This window comes from Paenibacillus sp. FSL H8-0122 (assembly GCF_038005345.1).
GTDB lineage: Bacteria > Bacillota > Bacilli > Paenibacillales > Paenibacillaceae > Paenibacillus_AQ.
Map to the genome: position 1 here is coordinate 2,854,304 of NZ_JBBOTB010000001.1, position 17,024 is coordinate 2,871,327.

General features: G+C 54.3%; 17 protein-coding genes. 3 read left to right on the forward strand and 14 right to left on the reverse strand.

What is annotated here, in order from left to right; all coding sequences use genetic code 11:
- Positions 1-30 precede the first annotated feature (30 nt).
- From NSS64_RS12545 to NSS64_RS12605, 13 genes are all read right to left on the reverse strand, one after another.
- Positions 31-555, reverse strand: a complete 525-nt coding sequence (locus NSS64_RS12545) for a TlpA family protein disulfide reductase (protein WP_341140310.1) — start codon at positions 553-555, stop codon at positions 31-33.
- A complete protein-coding gene (locus tag NSS64_RS12550; protein WP_341140311.1) occupies positions 552-1,271 on the reverse strand; it encodes an ABC transporter ATP-binding protein in 720 nt (239 codons plus the stop codon). The genes NSS64_RS12545 and NSS64_RS12550 overlap by 4 nt, the downstream gene beginning before the upstream one ends.
- Positions 1,264-2,085, reverse strand: coding sequence for an ABC transporter permease (locus tag NSS64_RS12555; RefSeq protein ID WP_341142805.1), 822 nt, complete (start codon positions 2,083-2,085; stop codon positions 1,264-1,266). The genes NSS64_RS12550 and NSS64_RS12555 overlap by 8 nt, the downstream gene beginning before the upstream one ends.
- Before the next feature lie 2 nt (positions 2,086-2,087).
- Positions 2,088-2,636, reverse strand: coding sequence for a nitrous oxide reductase accessory protein NosL (locus NSS64_RS12560; protein ID WP_341140312.1), 549 nt, complete (start codon positions 2,634-2,636; stop codon positions 2,088-2,090).
- Positions 2,633-4,000 carry a NosD domain-containing protein gene (locus NSS64_RS12565; RefSeq protein WP_341140313.1) on the reverse strand — a complete coding sequence of 456 codons (1,368 nt, stop codon included), beginning with the start codon at positions 3,998-4,000 and terminating at the stop codon, positions 2,633-2,635. Before NSS64_RS12565 ends, NSS64_RS12560 begins: the two co-directional genes overlap by 4 nt.
- 219 nt (positions 4,001-4,219) lie before the next feature.
- Positions 4,220-5,050, reverse strand: coding sequence for a phosphoenolpyruvate hydrolase family protein (locus NSS64_RS12570; protein ID WP_209990660.1), 831 nt, complete (start codon positions 5,048-5,050; stop codon positions 4,220-4,222).
- Positions 5,051-5,075: 25 nt separating this feature from the next.
- Positions 5,076-6,293: a Tm-1-like ATP-binding domain-containing protein gene (locus NSS64_RS12575; protein ID WP_341140314.1), complete on the reverse strand. Its 1,218-nt coding sequence runs from the start codon at positions 6,291-6,293 to the stop codon at positions 5,076-5,078.
- A 74-nt stretch (positions 6,294-6,367) separates the two neighbouring features.
- Positions 6,368-7,567 (reverse strand): phosphoenolpyruvate hydrolase family protein, encoded by a 1,200-nt coding sequence (locus NSS64_RS12580; protein ID WP_341140315.1) that lies wholly within the window; start codon positions 7,565-7,567, stop codon positions 6,368-6,370.
- A gap of 11 nt (positions 7,568-7,578) precedes the next feature.
- On the reverse strand, positions 7,579-8,331 hold the full coding sequence (locus NSS64_RS12585; protein ID WP_341140316.1) for an energy-coupling factor transporter transmembrane component T family protein: 753 nt from the start codon (positions 8,329-8,331) through the stop codon (positions 7,579-7,581).
- On the reverse strand, positions 8,331-9,182 hold the full coding sequence (locus NSS64_RS12590; RefSeq protein ID WP_341140317.1) for an ATP-binding cassette domain-containing protein: 852 nt from the start codon (positions 9,180-9,182) through the stop codon (positions 8,331-8,333). The genes NSS64_RS12585 and NSS64_RS12590 overlap by 1 nt, the downstream gene beginning before the upstream one ends.
- Entirely contained in the window at positions 9,158-10,000 is an 843-nt protein-coding gene (locus NSS64_RS12595; RefSeq protein WP_341140318.1) for an energy-coupling factor transporter ATPase, read from the reverse strand. Before NSS64_RS12595 ends, NSS64_RS12590 begins: the two co-directional genes overlap by 25 nt.
- Positions 9,997-11,517 (reverse strand): class I adenylate-forming enzyme family protein, encoded by a 1,521-nt coding sequence (locus tag NSS64_RS12600; RefSeq protein WP_341140319.1) that lies wholly within the window; start codon positions 11,515-11,517, stop codon positions 9,997-9,999. Before NSS64_RS12600 ends, NSS64_RS12595 begins: the two co-directional genes overlap by 4 nt.
- Positions 11,495-12,046 (reverse strand): biotin transporter BioY, encoded by a 552-nt coding sequence (locus tag NSS64_RS12605; protein WP_341140320.1) that lies wholly within the window; start codon positions 12,044-12,046, stop codon positions 11,495-11,497. Before NSS64_RS12605 ends, NSS64_RS12600 begins: the two co-directional genes overlap by 23 nt.
- A 226-nt stretch (positions 12,047-12,272) precedes the next feature.
- Between NSS64_RS12605 and NSS64_RS12610 the strand changes: the two genes are divergently transcribed.
- From NSS64_RS12610 to NSS64_RS12620, 3 genes are all read left to right on the forward strand, one after another.
- Positions 12,273-13,250: a biotin--[acetyl-CoA-carboxylase] ligase gene (locus NSS64_RS12610; protein ID WP_341140321.1), complete on the forward strand. Its 978-nt coding sequence runs from the start codon at positions 12,273-12,275 to the stop codon at positions 13,248-13,250.
- 142 nt (positions 13,251-13,392) lie between these two features.
- Entirely contained in the window at positions 13,393-14,052 is a 660-nt protein-coding gene (locus NSS64_RS12615) for a TetR/AcrR family transcriptional regulator (RefSeq protein WP_341140322.1), read from the forward strand.
- Between the two features lie 18 nt (positions 14,053-14,070).
- Positions 14,071-15,213 (forward strand): alpha/beta hydrolase, encoded by a 1,143-nt coding sequence (locus tag NSS64_RS12620; protein WP_341142806.1) that lies wholly within the window; start codon positions 14,071-14,073, stop codon positions 15,211-15,213.
- Between the two features lie 92 nt (positions 15,214-15,305).
- Here NSS64_RS12620 and NSS64_RS12625 read toward each other — a convergent pair whose 3' ends face one another.
- Positions 15,306-17,018, reverse strand: a complete 1,713-nt coding sequence (locus NSS64_RS12625) for a hypothetical protein (protein ID WP_341140323.1) — start codon at positions 17,016-17,018, stop codon at positions 15,306-15,308.
- Positions 17,019-17,024 lie beyond the last annotated feature (6 nt).

Genomic DNA, 17,024 nt, shown 5'->3' on the forward strand with positions numbered 1-17,024 from the left:
CTGTGCATAAAATATAATAGAATATCCGCTTCATTCCGCTCCGGCCTCAGCCAGCCATTGCTTGAGCACATCGAGATCCTCGATCTCTCCGACCACGACTCTGCTTATCTCGCCCGCCTTATTGATGATATAAGTAGACGGCAGTGCATTGACGCTATACGAGGCAGATATCCTTCCGGTAACATCGATAATGACGGGAAAAGAGAATTGCTGCTCCGCCATATACTCCAATACCGTCCCCCTGGATTCTCCTGCGTTCACGAACAAGGTCTCGACTGGAAGCTCAGCGGATTGGTTAAGTTCATTTAACAGCGGCATTTCCCGCATACAAGGCTTGCACCAGGTCGCCCAGAAGTTAAGCAGCACGACCCGGCCCTTATATTCGCTGAGGCGCACCTTCTCCCCCTGCAAGGTTACCGCTTCGAACGCCGGAGCCGAAGCACCTGCGGTCATTCTCCCGGCCGGAGGTTGGCTGGACTGCTGAAGATATACCCCGGTTCCGGCAGCAAAGGCAGCAGCAATAATCAGCAGAGTAACGATCCGGCGCAGCTTCATCCCAGCCCCAGACTATGGTGAAAGGCGGCGTACAGCGAACCGAACTCTGTACGGATCTCTGCCGTAGTGCCTGACCCCACATGCTTGCCCTGATTCAAGAAGACAATCTGATCGGCCACCCGATCCGCAATCTCCAGCTGATGAGTGGAAAAGAGGACCGTATGCCCCTCTTCCCGGATTCCCTGCAGCAGCTTCACGAATTCGTTCATCCAGAACGGGTCCAGCCCGTTAGTCGGCTCATCCATAATCAGGAGCGGCGGCTTCGCCAGCAGCGCTTGCGCGAACAGGACGCGCTGGCGCATCCCCTTGGAGAAGGTGGTTACCAGGCTGTTGCGCTTATCCGCAAGTCCGACTAGAGCCAGCACCTCCTCTACCCGCTCTTTGCGTCTGGGAATCCGGCGCAGCGCCGCCCAGAAATTCAGCAGCTCTTCCGCAGACAGCCCGTGGCTGAACTGATAATCATCCGGCATAAAGCCGATTTGCTCGGAAAAGCGCTTGCGGGAATGCTTCCAATTCAGCCCGTTTACCGTAATTTCGCCTGAAGTCGGCTGTAGAATGCCAGCTACCATCCGCAGCACCGTGCTTTTGCCGGCTCCATTCCCGCCGCACAGGGCAAGTATGCTGCCGCCGGGGACCTGGAAGCTGATGTCTTCGACCAGTGTTTGTCGCCCTATGACCTTGGTAATCTCTTTCACCTGAATTAGCGGATTATCCACGGGAACGCCCCCTCTCCCAGATCCAATATACCGCTAAGATGGACAGCAGCACCCAGGCAGCGCAGACCCCGAGGAACAGCAGGCTGCCGCCCTGACGGCTAATCCATTCCACCCACTGATAATATTCCGGCCCCAGGACCGAACCTCCGCCCAGCTTCACCACCACGAACAGGCGCACCAGCTCCGCCGGATTAAGCATCGTCAGCACAATCAGCGCTGGCTTGATCCAGAGATACGGGAGCAGGCCGAGGCCTGCGATCAGGAATGTCGGCCAGCCGATCACCGCGAAGAACCAGATTGCTACGGAGATCGTCAACGCCTGCCAGCGGTTGCGGGATAACGAGCCGATGATGAGGGCAAGGGTCAGGAACAGCAAGACCAGACCTGCCGAGAAGGCCAGGAACAGGAAGTAAGTATCCGCCGCAAAAGCCATCCCGAGCAGGCCGCTGACCAGCCCCATCAGCCCGTAACCAAACGCTACAATCGTCAGCAGGACAGCGGCTAACCCGGTATATTTTCCCAGGACAAATGATAAGGTTCCAATGGGATAGGTGGATAAGAGCTGCCAGCTTCCGTCTTCTTGTTCCGAGGTCAGTGAGAAGGAGCCCAGAAATAACGTCATCAGCGGCAAAAGATACAGAATCAGGCTCAGCATGGAGCCCGTAACCGCAGTATAGCCTTCGACCACGTTATTCGCATGGATCAGCAGCAGCCCGAGACTGAAGGTACAGAACAAGGCCAGGAAGGAATAGGCCCACGGGTTGCGGAAGCCGATCTTAAGCTCTCTGCGGGCAATATGCAGAATGTCAGCCATACTCACATATCCGTCTCTTCGGAATGTATACCTTCCTCTGAGCTATGCTCCTCCATATGACCTTCCCCGCTCTGCATGTCCATGTTCATCATATCCTTGTTCTGCTTCCATTCATGGGAGGCCAGCTCTCCGGCGGTCAGCACAGCGCCCACACCTTGCTCCTTCACGAATGCTTCTGCTGCGGCTTTATCCTTGAAGCTGATCACTCCATAAGCCATCGGTGTACGCAGAGAAGCGTCATAGACATAACTCGCCTTGCTGAATTCAACCCAGCTCTTGTCGTTATAGTCGCGGACATAATCCATGCCGATCTGCTCCGTGCCGTTGCTCTTCTTCCACTCATTCATACAGCCGATATCATCGAACTTGTAATTCTTGCCGTCCTTGGTCGTTAGCTGAGTGGCGTAAGCATCATCCTTGACCTGCATATTGCAGACCACACAGATATCGACGTCTTCATTAATCGCTACCGGCTCGTATTTCTTCTGTCCGCAGGCCGCGAGGATCACCAGACTCATTGCTACCATCAAGACCAGACTCCATCGTTTCATAATCGCAGTACCCCCAAGTATATGATTGTAATGACGGACAGGAACAGCAGCAGCCAGCCCGCTACCATGACCGTGCCTTGTCCCCCTGCCGCCTGATCCGGGCTAACCGTACCTGCCTCAAGCTGCATGAGCGGCGCTGAATCGGTGGACCACCCTGCCGAACCGCCGGTGTACATATCGCTCAGGAACGTCATCCCCGGTGACTGGAAAAACAGCTGATACGCTGCATTCCCCGCAACCAATTGCTGATAGAAGGGGTTGATCGCATACTTCAGGTCGCTGATCCCATCCCCCGTGAGATCCAGTCCGCCAAAGGCATCCCAGTAATTCCCGTTCATCTCATTGTCCCTGCTGCCTGTGGCCTCGGCCTCAATGACATTCGCAACAAACCCGTTACGCTCAAAGCGGTTGCCTTCTGCATTCTCGAACTGCACACCGATATAGTTGCGGAGCACCAGATTCTGCTGCAGCTTGTTATCCGAGGACTGCTGCATGTAAATCCCCACCCGGTTGCCTTCCACCCGGTTGTTCATAATCGCGGAATTCCGTACATCGTAGAGCAGAATCCCCTGTGAATGCACATTCCGGCTCTGCTTGCGGAAGGAGTTCCCGGACACCACCACACCCGTAACACCCATCACCATCGCGCCGGTAATGTTGTATTCACCGGTGTTGTTAGTGACCTTCGAGCCATTGATATACATGCAGTGGACCCCGTACCGCAGATAAGCGAGCTTGTTCTGATCCACCACCGTATTGCGGCTGTTCTCCAGATAGATGCCATCCCGCAGATAAGCGATGTCGTTGCCCCGGATCACAGCGCCGTGAGAGTTATAGAGATCGATGCCGTTGCCTCTCGTTCCCGGTGCTTCTCCTGTGGGGATGAACCAGCTTAGCTTATTATCCGAGATCACCCCGCCATCGGCTTCACGCAGCAGTATGCCGTACCCTGCCGAATGAATGACCAGCCCCTTCAAGGTGACCCTGTCCGCTTCAACGCGAACCGCCGCCGCTTCTCCGTCGTTATTCTGCTGAATCTTCAGGTTCTCAAGCCTTACACCGTCTGCCACGATCAGCACCGCCGCCTGTTCGTCCTTAGCCGTATGCATCAGAATCGCCTTGCCGTTACCGTTAATTGTCAATCGCTTATCCAGCCGGACCGGACCGGAATAGGTTCCCGGAGCCAGAGTGATGAGATCTCCCTCACTAGCTGAATCAATGATGGGCTGGAGCGGAAGGACTCCGGTGTTCGTGTCTGCGCTTACAACGGTGCCATGATTGAAGGAGCAGATTAACATGCCTAGAATCATGAAGACGAGAACCCTGATGCTGATGGAGCATTCATACCTTTTCACTACAAGCATTGTTCACCCCCACTGTAGGATGGTTTCTTGTGCAAACCCGAATTAAGTGTAAATAAAAGGAATTGAAGTGCCTATAGCCCGAACTGGCTATACCGGCTGGAGTCTGTGACCATTCTGTGATTTATATCATATCCTCTCTCTTCTGTGAACATTAAAAAAGACACTCTTTAATTAAAGAGTGCCCATTTCCCGCTATTATAGAAGCCGTTACCTGCTTGCTTATTGCTGAATTGCTTTGAACGACTCGGTCTGCCGCGTAATTCCCTGCTCCGCGGCGAAGCGCTCGATGCTCGATGCGCCGAAGAATCCATGGATGCCTTTCGTCCGCTGAATGACATAAGCCGCATCCTCCGGCTCGGCAATCGGGCCGCCGTGGCAGATAATCATAATCTCCGGGTTGACCGCCCGTCCGGCTTCGATAATCGCCTCGATTCGCTCTACACAATCGTCCAGGGTCAACGCGGTTACTGCGCCGATGGTGCCCTTGGTGGTGAGGCCCATGTGGGCGACCAGAATATCGGCGCCCGCCTCTGCCATGGCCCGTGCCTGTTCAGGGTCGAACACATACGGGGTGGTCAGCATATCCAGCTCATGGGCGATACGGATCATTTCGACCTCCAGGCCGTAGCCCATCCCGGTCTCCTCCAGATTCTGGCGGAAGACGCCATCGATCAGACCCACAGTAGGGAAATTCTGCACACCGCTGAAGCCCTGCTCCTTCAACTGCTTAAGGAATACCTCCATCACCCGGAACGGGTCGGTGCCGCATACCCCTGCCAGAACGGGCGTATCCTTGACGACAGGCAGCACCTCCGAGCCCATCTCCACCACAATCTGATTGGCGTCTCCATAAGACAGCAAACCTGCCAGCGAACCGCGTCCCGCCATTCTGTAACGGCCGGAATTGTAGACAATCAGCATATCCGCTCCACCTGCCTCACTGCTCTTGGCGGTAATCCCCGTGCCTGCCCCGACACCGAGAAGAATCTTGCCCGCCTTCACCTCTTGCTTGAATCTATCCATAATCTCAGCTCTGGTCTGCTTATTCATTAGTAGCTCCTCCTTAGTGTGGGGTTCAGGCCTTCGCGGCCTGCATGAGGTCAATCAGCTTCTGGGCTGCTGCCCCGGCAAAGGCCGGATCGTTGATCGCCTCGTCCATTTCAATCAGTTCAACTCTTGAGCGGTCCACCTGCCGGCGCAGAGTATCGAACAGCATCCGGTCCTCTTCAGGGCCGTAGAAGGGCTGACCCTCCACATCAATCGCCGAAATACCGCCAAGCGGCAGCATAAGCACCGTACTCTCCGTTGCCATATTGAGCTTCTCGGCCAGCTTCCTGCCAAGCTGTTCATTCTCTTCCACGGTCGTCCGCATCAGGGTGACTGTAGGGTTATGATGATAGAATTTGCGATCCTTGAACTTCTCCGGTACAGTATCTGCGGGGCCGAAGTTGCACATGTCCAGGGCGCCCACCGAGACGACCTGCGGAATGCGGTTGCGGCCTGCGGCCTCCAGGCGGTGCGGTCCTGCGTTCAAGACGCCGCCGATCAGTTCATCTGCCCATTCGGTGGTGGTTAGGTCCAGCACCCCTTCAATGAAGCCCGCTTCGATCAGCGCCTCCATCGATTGTCCGCCGATTCCGGTAGCATGGAATACCAGCACCTCGTAGCCGCGCTCCTCCAGGTATTTGCGCGCTTCGGTCACACACGGCGTGGTTACTCCGAACATGGTGGCTGCGACCAGCGGCTTTTTCTCCGGTTCATAGTCTGCTTCGAACAGGAGCATGCCCGCGATGGCAAACATCGCATTGCTGAAGATCCTGGTCGAGATCGAATTGAGGCCTGAGACATCCACCACAGACGGAATCATCATAATATCGCTGGTCCCGACATAAGGAGCTGTATTTCCTGATGCTACTGTCGATACCAGCACCTTCGGTACGCCAATTGGCAAGGCTCTCATCGCAGGGGCAACCAGTGAAGTTCCGCCGGTACCCCCGAAGGAGATGATGCCGTCAAATTTCCCCTCATGGTATAACCGGGGAACGAGCTGCTCCAGTCCTTTGGACAACACTTCTGTAGCTAACGCCCGGTCCTTCTTCGCGGCAAGCTCGTCCAGCTCTATCCCTGCGGCGGCTGCGACCTCCCGGTTAGACACATCGGGTTGGAAGGCCGGCTCGAATACACCGGTATGGATCATCAGGGCTCTGAGGCCCAGCTCCTCTGCAAGCTTCTTGATGTACAGGTACTCCTCACCCTTCGTATCAAACGTTCCAGCTATGGCGATCGTCTTCATTCTGTGGCCTCCTCGTATACGAATCATAGATTCATCATACCGGGCATGTTTATGGATGAAAACGCTTTTATGTCCTATGTTTTTGTGTTTAGGTTAGATTTGTACTGCTTGGGCGAGCAGCCCATGAGCTTTTTGAACATTCTGCTGAACTGGGCGTAGTCGGGGTAGCCGACCATTGCGGACACCTCGGATAATTGCAGGTGCGGGGCCTGGAGCAGTATGGCAGCCTTTTGCATACGGAAGCCGACCAGATAGTTCTGGAAGCTGCACCCTACTTCCTTTTTAAACAAGCTGCTCAAATAACTGCGCGATACATGCGCCACCTTAGCCAGATCCGCGAACACTACTTCCTCGCTGTAATTCTGGGCGACATACTCTTTGACGAATTCTACGTAATCGTAATGCCGTGTAATGCCGCTGAGCATCTTGACCATGAGATCATCCTCATCCAGCTTGCCCAGGCGCTTGAAATCGCGGGTAATGGCCGTAATCGACTGCTCGGAGGGAATCCGTTCAAAGGCAGAGCCGCCAATGTAGCCCATAATCTGCGTAGTATTGCTGTACATATACTGGACATCAACCGGAGTCTTGACCGGGCCGCCGTAGATCATCTTAATGACTTCAGGCTTAACCTCACCGCAGGCAGTGAGAATGCGCAGCGCCTTCGCCTTGGCAGCTTCCAGAGAGACCACCTTCCGCGCCCCCAGCAATCCGCCTACGGTCAGGCCGAGATGCACACAGATCACATCCGCCCCCGCTTCAGCCATCTGAACCGCCTGGGACTCGTCGAAGACGAAGGCCACCGTGAACAGCTCCTGCTGATGAGCCAGACGTATAGCCTCCACCTCCCTGTCATAGCTGATGCCGTCTTCCTCCAATGCCTCTCTGAACGCCCCGTCGATCAAGCCGACTGTCGGATAATTATTCACTCCCGCGAAGCCTCTGTTCTTGATCTCTTCTATATAAAGGGACATCTCTCTCGTTGGATCATTCGCATTCAGCCCGAACAGCACCGGAGTGTCTCTCACCAGCGGCACAATCTCCTTCGAGGCAAAATCCATTACCATCTCATTGCTGTTGCAGAAGGGCAGGAACCCCGCCAGAGAGCTTCTCCCCATCTGCCGGAACTTGCCGGAGTTCAGCATTAGAATGAAGTCAGCTCCGCTGTCAGCGGCAACCTTGGCTGTAATTCCCGTGCCTGTCGAGACACCGATAATGTGGTTGCCTTCGTGCAGCTCTGACTGAAGCCGCTCCAGTATGGCTGTTCTGTTCAAGCTCTATCTCCTCATCTCTCTAGCAGAATTCCCAGCAGAACATACGCAAGCATAATCCCGCCGGCTGCATAATCCATCCGTGCATATTTCAGCACCCGATAGGAAGTCCGTCCCTTCCCGTTCCCGTAAGCCCTTGCCTCAATCGTCATAGCCAGCTGCTCCGCCCGCGCAAGGGTGGTAACGAGCAGCGGAATCACTAATTGGATGTACGCCTGTATCCGGTTAAGGCCTTTGGTATCCTTGATATCATACCCTCTGGCCTGCTGCGCCACAAGAATGCGGTCCAGCTCCTGGGTAATAGTGGGGATAAAACGAATAGCCAGCATGACCGTCAAGGCCAGCGCTTCTACCGGAACGCCCAGACGGGTTAACGGCTTGCAGAGCTGTTCCAGACCTTTGGCCAGATCGAGCGGTTTCGTTGTTAATGTCAGAATGAGAGCAAGCGAGACCAGGAGCAGAATCCGCCAGAGGGCGAAGAGCTCATTCCTGAGTCCTTCCTGGTTGAGCAGGAGATGATAGAGCATTGGCAGCAGCAGGATGAACAGAATCGGCCGCAATGCCCGTAAGAGCATACGAAGAGGGATTCTTGATAATAGGACCTGCCCCCCGGTGAGGAGTGTCGCTGCAATATATCCGGAGGGTGCCTGGAGGTGCATACTGCCCATTGTGAAGGCAATAAGGAGGAGCAGCTTCGTTCGCGGATCAAGCCGGTGGATGACAGAGTCTGAGGGGACATACTGCCCGAGTATAATTGTATCCGTCATCACTCAGGACCTCTTGCCTGCCAGATAGCACTCACCATTCGAAAAATCTCCGCTTCCCTGCAGCTTGCGGGCTGGGGCTTCGCTCCAGAACATTCCCCGATGATTCTCAAGAGCTGAATCGGCTCCGGTACTGGCAGACCGGCTTGCTCCATGCGCTCCGCATGCTTCAGGAACAGTTCGTTTACCTCCCAATGTCCTAACAAGCGGCCCTGCCCCATAATCATCACCTCATCCGAGTATTCGGCAACATCCTCCAGCTGATGCGACAGGAACAGCACGGTCCGTCTGTTCTCCTCCTGCCATCTTTTTAGCCTCCTGAGCAAGTCGTTCTTGTTCCCGGGATCAAGTCCTGCGGTCGGTTCATCCAGAATAAGCAGCTCCGGCCCCGCCATCAGCACAGAAGCGATAGCCACAAGCCGCTTCAGCCCTCCGCTGAGCTGCAAGGGATGCTGCTGAAGCAGAGCTGCGGGTAAGCCCATCTGTTCCATAATCTGACTTATCGCCTGCTCCACGTTCGCCCGGGATTCCCCCTTCCTGGTAAGCGCAAAAGCCAGCTCCTGATTCACAGTTGCCGCAAATAGCTGCTGTTCAGGATACTGAAAAACATAACCGATGTGCGGAACAGCCTTCAGCCTGCCTTGCGGATCTCTTGGCAATGGCTGCTGACGATACGTATATTCGCCTTTTGAGATGGGCAGCAGACCCTTGAATACTTTGGCAAGGGTGGATTTGCCGGCCCCGGATTGACCGATCACCGAAATCCATTTGTCCTCCTGAAGCGTACAGCTTACAGATTCAAGAATGTCCCGCCCGTTCATCCTCACACTTACATCCTGCAATGCGTAGACCATATGCTTCTGACCATCTCCTTCCATTCTGTGTGCAGCGGGGCGTCCACCCCGAGGGCCTGAAATAATCTTACGGCAAAAGGTGGCGCAAGCTGATGCTCTGTCATGCTTACACTGCTGAACAAGCCGGAGGGCGTCCCGTCAAAAGCCAGCTCTCCCTGGCTGAGCAACAGCACGCGGCCAGAAGGCAGTACCTCATCCATATGATGTGTAATGTGGATGATCGTCAGCCCTTGCCGGTGAAGCGTGCGCATCACCTGGAGAAGGTCTTGCCTGGCCTGCGGATCAAGCATGGAGGTGGCTTCATCCAGGATGAGGACGGAGGGCTCCATTGCCAGAACAGCTGCCACGGCAACCCGCTGCTTCTGCCCGCCCGACAGCTGATGCGGAGCGGCGTCCATATAGTCTTCCATATTAACGGCTTGCAGTGCACGTGTTGCCCGGCTGAGCATTGCGGTTCTCGGGACACGCAGATTCTCCAGCCCGAAGACCACCTCATCCAGCACGGAAGCCGTAATGAACTGATCGTCAGGATTCTGGAAGACCAGTCCGGCCTGCTCACGGATGCTTATGAGATTCTGGCGGTTCGAGGTACTCAGCGCTCCCAGCCTCACCTCTCCGGCTCTTGGCAGCAGCAATCCGTTCATTAGCTTGGCGATGGTGGATTTACCGCTGCCATTCGCGCCGATTATGGCAACGAATTCGCCTTGGCGAATGTCAAAGCTGAGCTGACGGAGCACCGGTTGCCCTCTCCGGTAAGCGAAATCTACCTTGTCAAAAACGAGCATGGGCGAAGCTTCTTCCTGCACGGCCTTCATCATGTCAACCCCTTTACCGCGCGGCTCTTCATGAGCTGGCGGGCGATTTTGCCGGAACCGGTGTAGCTGAATTCCTCTACGTTAATCAACTTCTTAGGCAGCTTATAGCTGGCCAGATAGGGCCGGCAATACTTCCTGATCTCATCAAGTGTAAGCCGTTCCCGGCCCTGCCACTGTATCAGTAACGTTACCTGCTCTCCCCAGCGTTCATCCGGTATGCCGAATACTATCGCTTCCCGGATATCCGGATGGCGAAGCAGCACTGCTTCCACTTCTTCCGGGAACACCTTGAGCCCCCCGCTCTTGATCATGCTGCCCGCGCGTCCGGCCAGGCGCAGATGCATCTGCCGGTCCTGATATACGTAATCCCCTGTGCGCAGCCAGCCGTCCCGGAATACCCGCGCCGTCTCTTCCGGCAGGAGATGATACCCGGAGAAGATCATATCGCTGCGGATGTATAGCTCCCCCACCGTGCCTTGAGGAACCTCGCGGAACTGTTCATCGCAGATCAATAGCTCTACACCGCTGAACGGCTGGCCCAGAGAGTCCTGCGGCTCCGCTCCGGTAAGCTCCAGATAGCTGATGTAGCTGGCTTCAGATGAGCCGTAATACTCATAGAGCCTAACCCCGTTGAACCTCTCGCGGCACTTAGGTATAGAAGACACAGGCCATTTGCCGCCGGAGCTAATCAAGGCCTGGATGGACACCCCGGCGTTGCTAGACTCCGCTTGACGCAATAACGCTTCGGTCATAGCGGGCACAACGAACAGAATCATATCCGGTACACGAGAGCACAGGGTGAGTACGCGCTCTGCATCAAATTCCGGAAGGAGATGGAACGTGGCTCTGCTGTACAGGGATTGCAGCAGGGCGAACAGCGACAGCGAATGCACGAACGGTCCGGGCGCAAGCACATGCTGCATCCGGTTCAGGCTGAACGCCTTCTCTGTAGCCTCCAAGCTGCTGAACCACGACTCATGGGTCCGCATATACCCCTTCGGGATACCTGTAGTGCCAGAGGTATACCCGATGAACAGCAGTTCAGGGCTACTCGCTGCTTCAGCCTCCGGCCCGAAGCCTGCCACCCAAGCCTCATAGCTGCCGGAGACCTGTCCCCTGCCGAAATAGATCTGGGGAATTCCGCTGTAACGACCAGTCAGATCAGCTGCGAAGCATGCTTCACTGACAATCAGCCCGGGAGCGCATTGCCGGATGACCTGCTCCAGCTCTGCTGGAGACCATTTCGGGTCCAGCAGCACGGGAGTGCAGCCTGCATAGATAGCACCCAGGACAAATTCGGCGAATTCCATCCGGTTACCGGACAGAAGCGCAACGGTCTGATTCGTGTGTCCGTCATGCCGCAGACTGCTGGCAACCTGCTGAACCCGCTTCGTGAGCTGCTTATAGGTACGTTCCTCGTGTCCATCTGAAATTGCGATGCGGTGAGGGACGAGTGCGGCACGTTCCAGAATGTGTTCTGCCAGATTCACCGGAATCTCACGCTCCCCTCTTCTCCTCAACCGGACTGAACGCCCGGAGCTGCATGGTGATGACGGCGGCCAGCAGAGCCTTGATCAGATCTCCGGGCAGAAAAGCTGCAGACCCGACAAGTCCGGTCCAGACCGGAGTGTTCGTGATCCAGACCATGACAGAAGCGCCGATCAGATTCACCAGCAGAACGCCAAAAATCAGATTAACGGCGAACAGCTTCCAGGTCCGGAGCTTCGGCCAGACCGCTTCAGTGAACCAGCCGATCAGCCCGGCGGCCAGCGGCCAGCTGAACAGATAGCCTGCTGTCGGTCCGACGAGAATGGCCAGCCCGCCGCGTCCGCCTGGTAATACCGGCAAGCCTAACGCGATAAGGATAAGGAAAATAATCAGGCTGAGTGCGCCTGTCCGCCAGCCCAGAAAACAGCCGGCCAGCATGACGCCAAGCGTCTGGGCAGTGACAGGTACAGGAATAATGCCTAGCGATACGGGCGGAATCAAGCCCAGCACCGCGATAAGCGCGGCGAATAAGGCCGCATAGACCAACTCTTTGATTCTCAATTCAATAACCTCCACAAGATAAGATACAGGAATTGGGCAGCCTTCCGGTCAGGGAGTCCGGCCAACAAGCTGAATTATAGTGGAGGATGACTCCATTGTAAACCACTAATTATTTTTAGGTTCACAATTAAGATGTGAGTATGCCTGATTTTTCTAATGATCCTAAGCATGTTAATATACTTATAGAGATGAGATCGGAACGTTATACTTGTGGAGGGTTATAGGCATGACAGTCAAAGAACATATCCTGGCCTTACTGGATAGCAATAAGGGTGAATACTTCTCCGGCCAGGACATCGCCGGGCGGTTATCCGTGACGCGCAGCGCAGTGTGGAAGGCCATCAAAGCGCTGCAGAGTGACGGCTATTCCATTCAGGCCGTCACCAATAAGGGATACTCCCTCTCCCCCCAGACGGACATTCTGTCCGCCGCCGCAGTCGCCAAATACCTGAATGCCAGGGGGCAAACGCTGCGGCTTGAAGTTTTCAAGAGCGTGGCTTCCACGAACGAGCTGGTGAAGGTGCTGGCTTCCGGCGGAGAAGCGGAGGGCAAGGTCATCCTCTCGGAAGAGCAGACCGCCGGGCGGGGCCGGAAAGGCCGGCCTTTCTTTTCCCCTGCGGGGACGGGCATCTATATGAGCATTCTGCTGCGTCCCCGTCTGTCGGCGGCGGATGCTACGCTTCTGACTACCTCTGCTGCCGTTGCGGTCGCTCTGGCTATCGAGAGTGTGTCCGGCCTCAGCACGCAGATCAAATGGGTGAATGACGTCTTCATGAACGGTAAAAAGGTGTGCGGAATCCTCACCGAGGCTTCCCTGTCCCTGGAGAATGAGTGGCTGGATTATGCCGTACTCGGGATTGGGATCAATGTGGCGCTGCCCGCAGCGGGCTTCCCCGCCGGTCTGTCTGAGATTGCAACCTCTGTATACAAGGAGGACAAGCCTCCTGGCGATCTGCGCAACCGGCTTGCCGCTGAAGTGCTGAACCGTTTCTTAGGCTATTATGATCAGCTCAAGGACCGGCTGTTCCTGCCGGACTACCGGCAGCGCATGATGTCCCTGGGCAAGACGGTCATGGTCATTAAGGAGAATCAGCAGCAGCAGGCCACCGCTGTCGGTATAGACAATGACTGCCGCTTGAAGGTCCGGTATCCGAATGGTGATGAGGAATATCTGTCCAGCGGCGAAGTTCGTATTCTGCTCTAACGCTTAGAAGCCACAATTCGCAAGAGTTACATGCGGGTTGTGGTTTTTTAATATGCCGTTGTTCCAGCCCTGATATTTGACATGTGAATCAATTATCGATATAGTGTGAATGAGTTCACACCCCGTATTAAAGGAGGAAGCGATGCCGAAAAATACGTTCTTTCGATTGGATGAAGCAAGGCGCGAGGAAATATCGGACAGGGCTATGCAGCTTTTTGTGGATCATCTTTACGAGGATATATCGATGAAGATGGTTCTGGATAGCTTGTCCATGCACCCCGGAACCTTCTACCGTTATTTTGAAGACAAAGATGACCTGTATTGTCACTTAGTCCGTAATGTGACCCGGAAAAGAGCTGCGTATTTTAGTAACAGTACTGAGGATTCCCTTTTCCGCTCTTTCCTTACCGGCTTATTTGGTAACGTGAATGGCACTGCGGCCGAGCCGCTGAATGAGCTGGAGATCAAGCTTACTGAGACTTTTTTACACATTCCCGAGGACATACTGCTGAAAGTATATCTGAACGTGCTAAAGGGCGAGTCCTTCCCCTTGATCAAGGACATTATACGGCGGCTGAGGGTTGACGGATATCTCCGGCCTGATATTGACGACGACCTGATTTCATTTATGTTCGAATCTATGCAGTTTAATTTAGTCATGTTTTATAGGGAATTCGGTATTAAGGATTCTCAGATGCAGCATAAACTTAGCAAATACTTTGCTGACTTTATGGGTCATGGTCTGCTTGAAGATCATAAATATTCCGAGCTGGTTAGCGATATTAAAAAAGCAAAGGAGTAGAAGTGTATGAACAAGCATATGAAGACTTATGAGGTTTTTCCAGCACCTGTTGGCAGCTATACCGTTGGTCGTACCCAGATGGATTTGGAGTACACAGCATCGGATCATTCCACAAGAGAACTGACGGTGTTCGTGTACTATCCGTCCGACAGCAGCGAAGATAAAGCTACATCAGCATACATGTTTCCTGAAGTCTACGAAATGTTAAAGGATCAGCCACTGGTTACCGGGTATCTTTCAGGGGGTTATTTCTCTATAGAGTTCAAGACCCGGTGTTACGACGATCTTGCTCTCTCCGCAAAGGACAAGCGCTATCCGGTGTTATTCTATGTTTGCGGCGGGGGCGGTTCACCGGAATGGGGCACAGTGCTCTGTACAGACTTGGCCAGTCTTGGATATGTTGTGGTTAGCATCGGCCATCCAAATAGTACAATGTATAAGCGTAAAGACGGACGTCTGTATAATGTATCCAAGGGTTTTTCGGAGGCTATCATAGCGTTGTCTGAAGATCCGGAGATGCAGGCGCTGGCTGGTAAAATGGAAATGCGGCCTGACGATGATACAGCCGTTCGGATGTGCCGTAACGTGCTTGCACTCCCGGTAATTGCCAAGGTAACAGAGTATAGTGAATTACAGGCGGAAGATATACGGTTTGTAGCCGATCATCTGTATAAACTGGACGCTGGAGAGCTGGATTCTATCTTTAATGGCAGACTGCTCTTTGACACCGGCATGGGTATCGTCGGGCATTCTTATGGAGGGCTTACGACGGCGATGGTCTGCCGGGATGACGACCGGTTCACCTGCGGAATTGGCTTGGATAGTGGTGCGTTCGGTCTTCTGGACAGCGACCTTAAGAAGCCCTTCCTCCTGCTGTATCGTGAACCCAACTACAACATGAATGCGGTCATTGGTGCTAACAATAGCAGGGAAACCTATTATTACTCTGTTGACCGGGTTGCGCATTTAGATTACTGCGACATTGTTTTTACCAGTGCTAATGAAGAACTCAGAGGCGAACGGGATGCGATGGAGATGCGAAATGTGGTTACAGATTATACGAAGACCTTTTTTGATTATTACCTCCGGCAGAAGGCGGCAAGTGTAGACAGTCTGGCATATGATGGCGTGGACTTGGTCAAGAAGACCAGGAACAAATGAGCCCTGCAAATACGCGCCAATAGACCGCACCCCGCAAGCAACGCCTGCGGGGTGCGGTTTTTCAATTGCGGCTTAATGCTCCAGTGCTGAAATCACTTACTCCCCTGCGCTTGCTGGGTAGGCCCGTAGTTCGCCGCTCCGGTGAAATGAACATCTTCCGGCGTGGGATACACTTTCGGAATGCACAAATCCCGCTGATACAGCCGCAAGTGCTCTCCTCTGGGAGAGATATCCACGACATCACAGCCTCTCCAGTATACCTTGTATTCCTCACCGCGCACTGTCTCCTTCACAGTCAGCGTTTCCAGCTGATGCTCCAGCTCTACAGTGTCCCCTGCTCCTATACTACGGATAACAAGCAAATTCCCTTCCCTCTCGGGTGTGCAGAAGGCTCCGTTAATCTTCATGCTGAGGTTCTGAGCCATCCAGTCATAGACCCGTACTGCAACATCGCATGGCTGCTTGGCTGTAATGGACATATAGCCCCGGTCGGGATAGCTCATGGTGACGGTCGCCTCCTCCGTCTCCTTATCCACCGGCATATTGACGATTACCGTTCCGTCATGGAATTCCACCGCCCGGTTCCATACGATCTCCAGGGCCACCGGAGCCATGCCGACGCAGCAGCCCGCAATGGAACGGAATTTGGATAACGACATGGAATTCACGAGCGAGCCTCCGGTGAAGCCTCCGATCATTCTTGTATCAATCTCCCTGTAGGTTATGCCTGCTTCGTCAGGCCGGGTGTTGTCTGTGACTACGTAGGAAGATACCTTAAGCTGATTCTCCACCAGCTGGTTCCGCGCAAACAGAGTCATATCCTCCCAATATTCCTCATACCCGGCCAGAATCAGCTCATTCGCGCATTCAATCATATCCTTAATGCAGCAGGTCTCACAATGCTCCTCATGCGGCGGATGCCACTGGGCATACTCAGGCACCCAGCCGAAGGAGGAGGACAGGCTGCGGATATAGTCATAGATTCCTTTGCCTGCGCTAATATACCGCTCTTTGCCTGTTACCCGGCCCAGACGTACGAGACCGGAAGCTACCCAGCCTGCGGAATGGACATGTCCGAAGAATTCCATCCTGTAATTGAAATAGCGCGAAGGTCCGAGCAGGTGATTGGCGATGCCTGTAGCGAGATCCAGCGCCGCCTCATCTCCGGTGATTTCATATCTGCGCACCAGAGAATGCAGGATAATGGCATTGCGGATCGCCTGCTCCCCCCGCCCGGTATGTCTGGACAGATCGAAGCCGCCGTCCTTCAGGTACACATCATTGGGGAATTCGTACAGGGGTTCCTGCTCTTCATAATCCCCCGACCAGAACGTCCGGACCTTCCGCTCAATCACCAGGGAGCGCATTCCCCTCACCAGCCCGGCTGCCCTCTTCTCCGCCTCTTCATCCCCGGGATTGTTCTCCAGCATCCGGTTCAGCGCAGGAAGAATATAGCCCATTTCGTGAAAAGAGCTATGGTTCGTATGCGTCCACGGATAAGGCTCATGAAAGCGCAGGCCGTGCTCCCCCCAGGACTTCATGAGATGACGGTAAAAGGATTGCTGTACCGCAGCGCCTTCCTCCGTCTTCAGCATTTTGCGCACCGCGTCTATCGCCTCATACCAGGAGCCGACCAGCTCCGCATCATCCACCCGGCAATGAGCAGCTTCGGCTGGCTTCTTATGCGGCAATACAAGCCAATATGGAAGATTGTCTTCCTGCTCATCCACCATAGAGGTCAGATAACCAAGAACGAGCTTGGCATTGTGTAACGGCGTGAACTTTTCGTAAGCTTGACTTGACATGTTGTC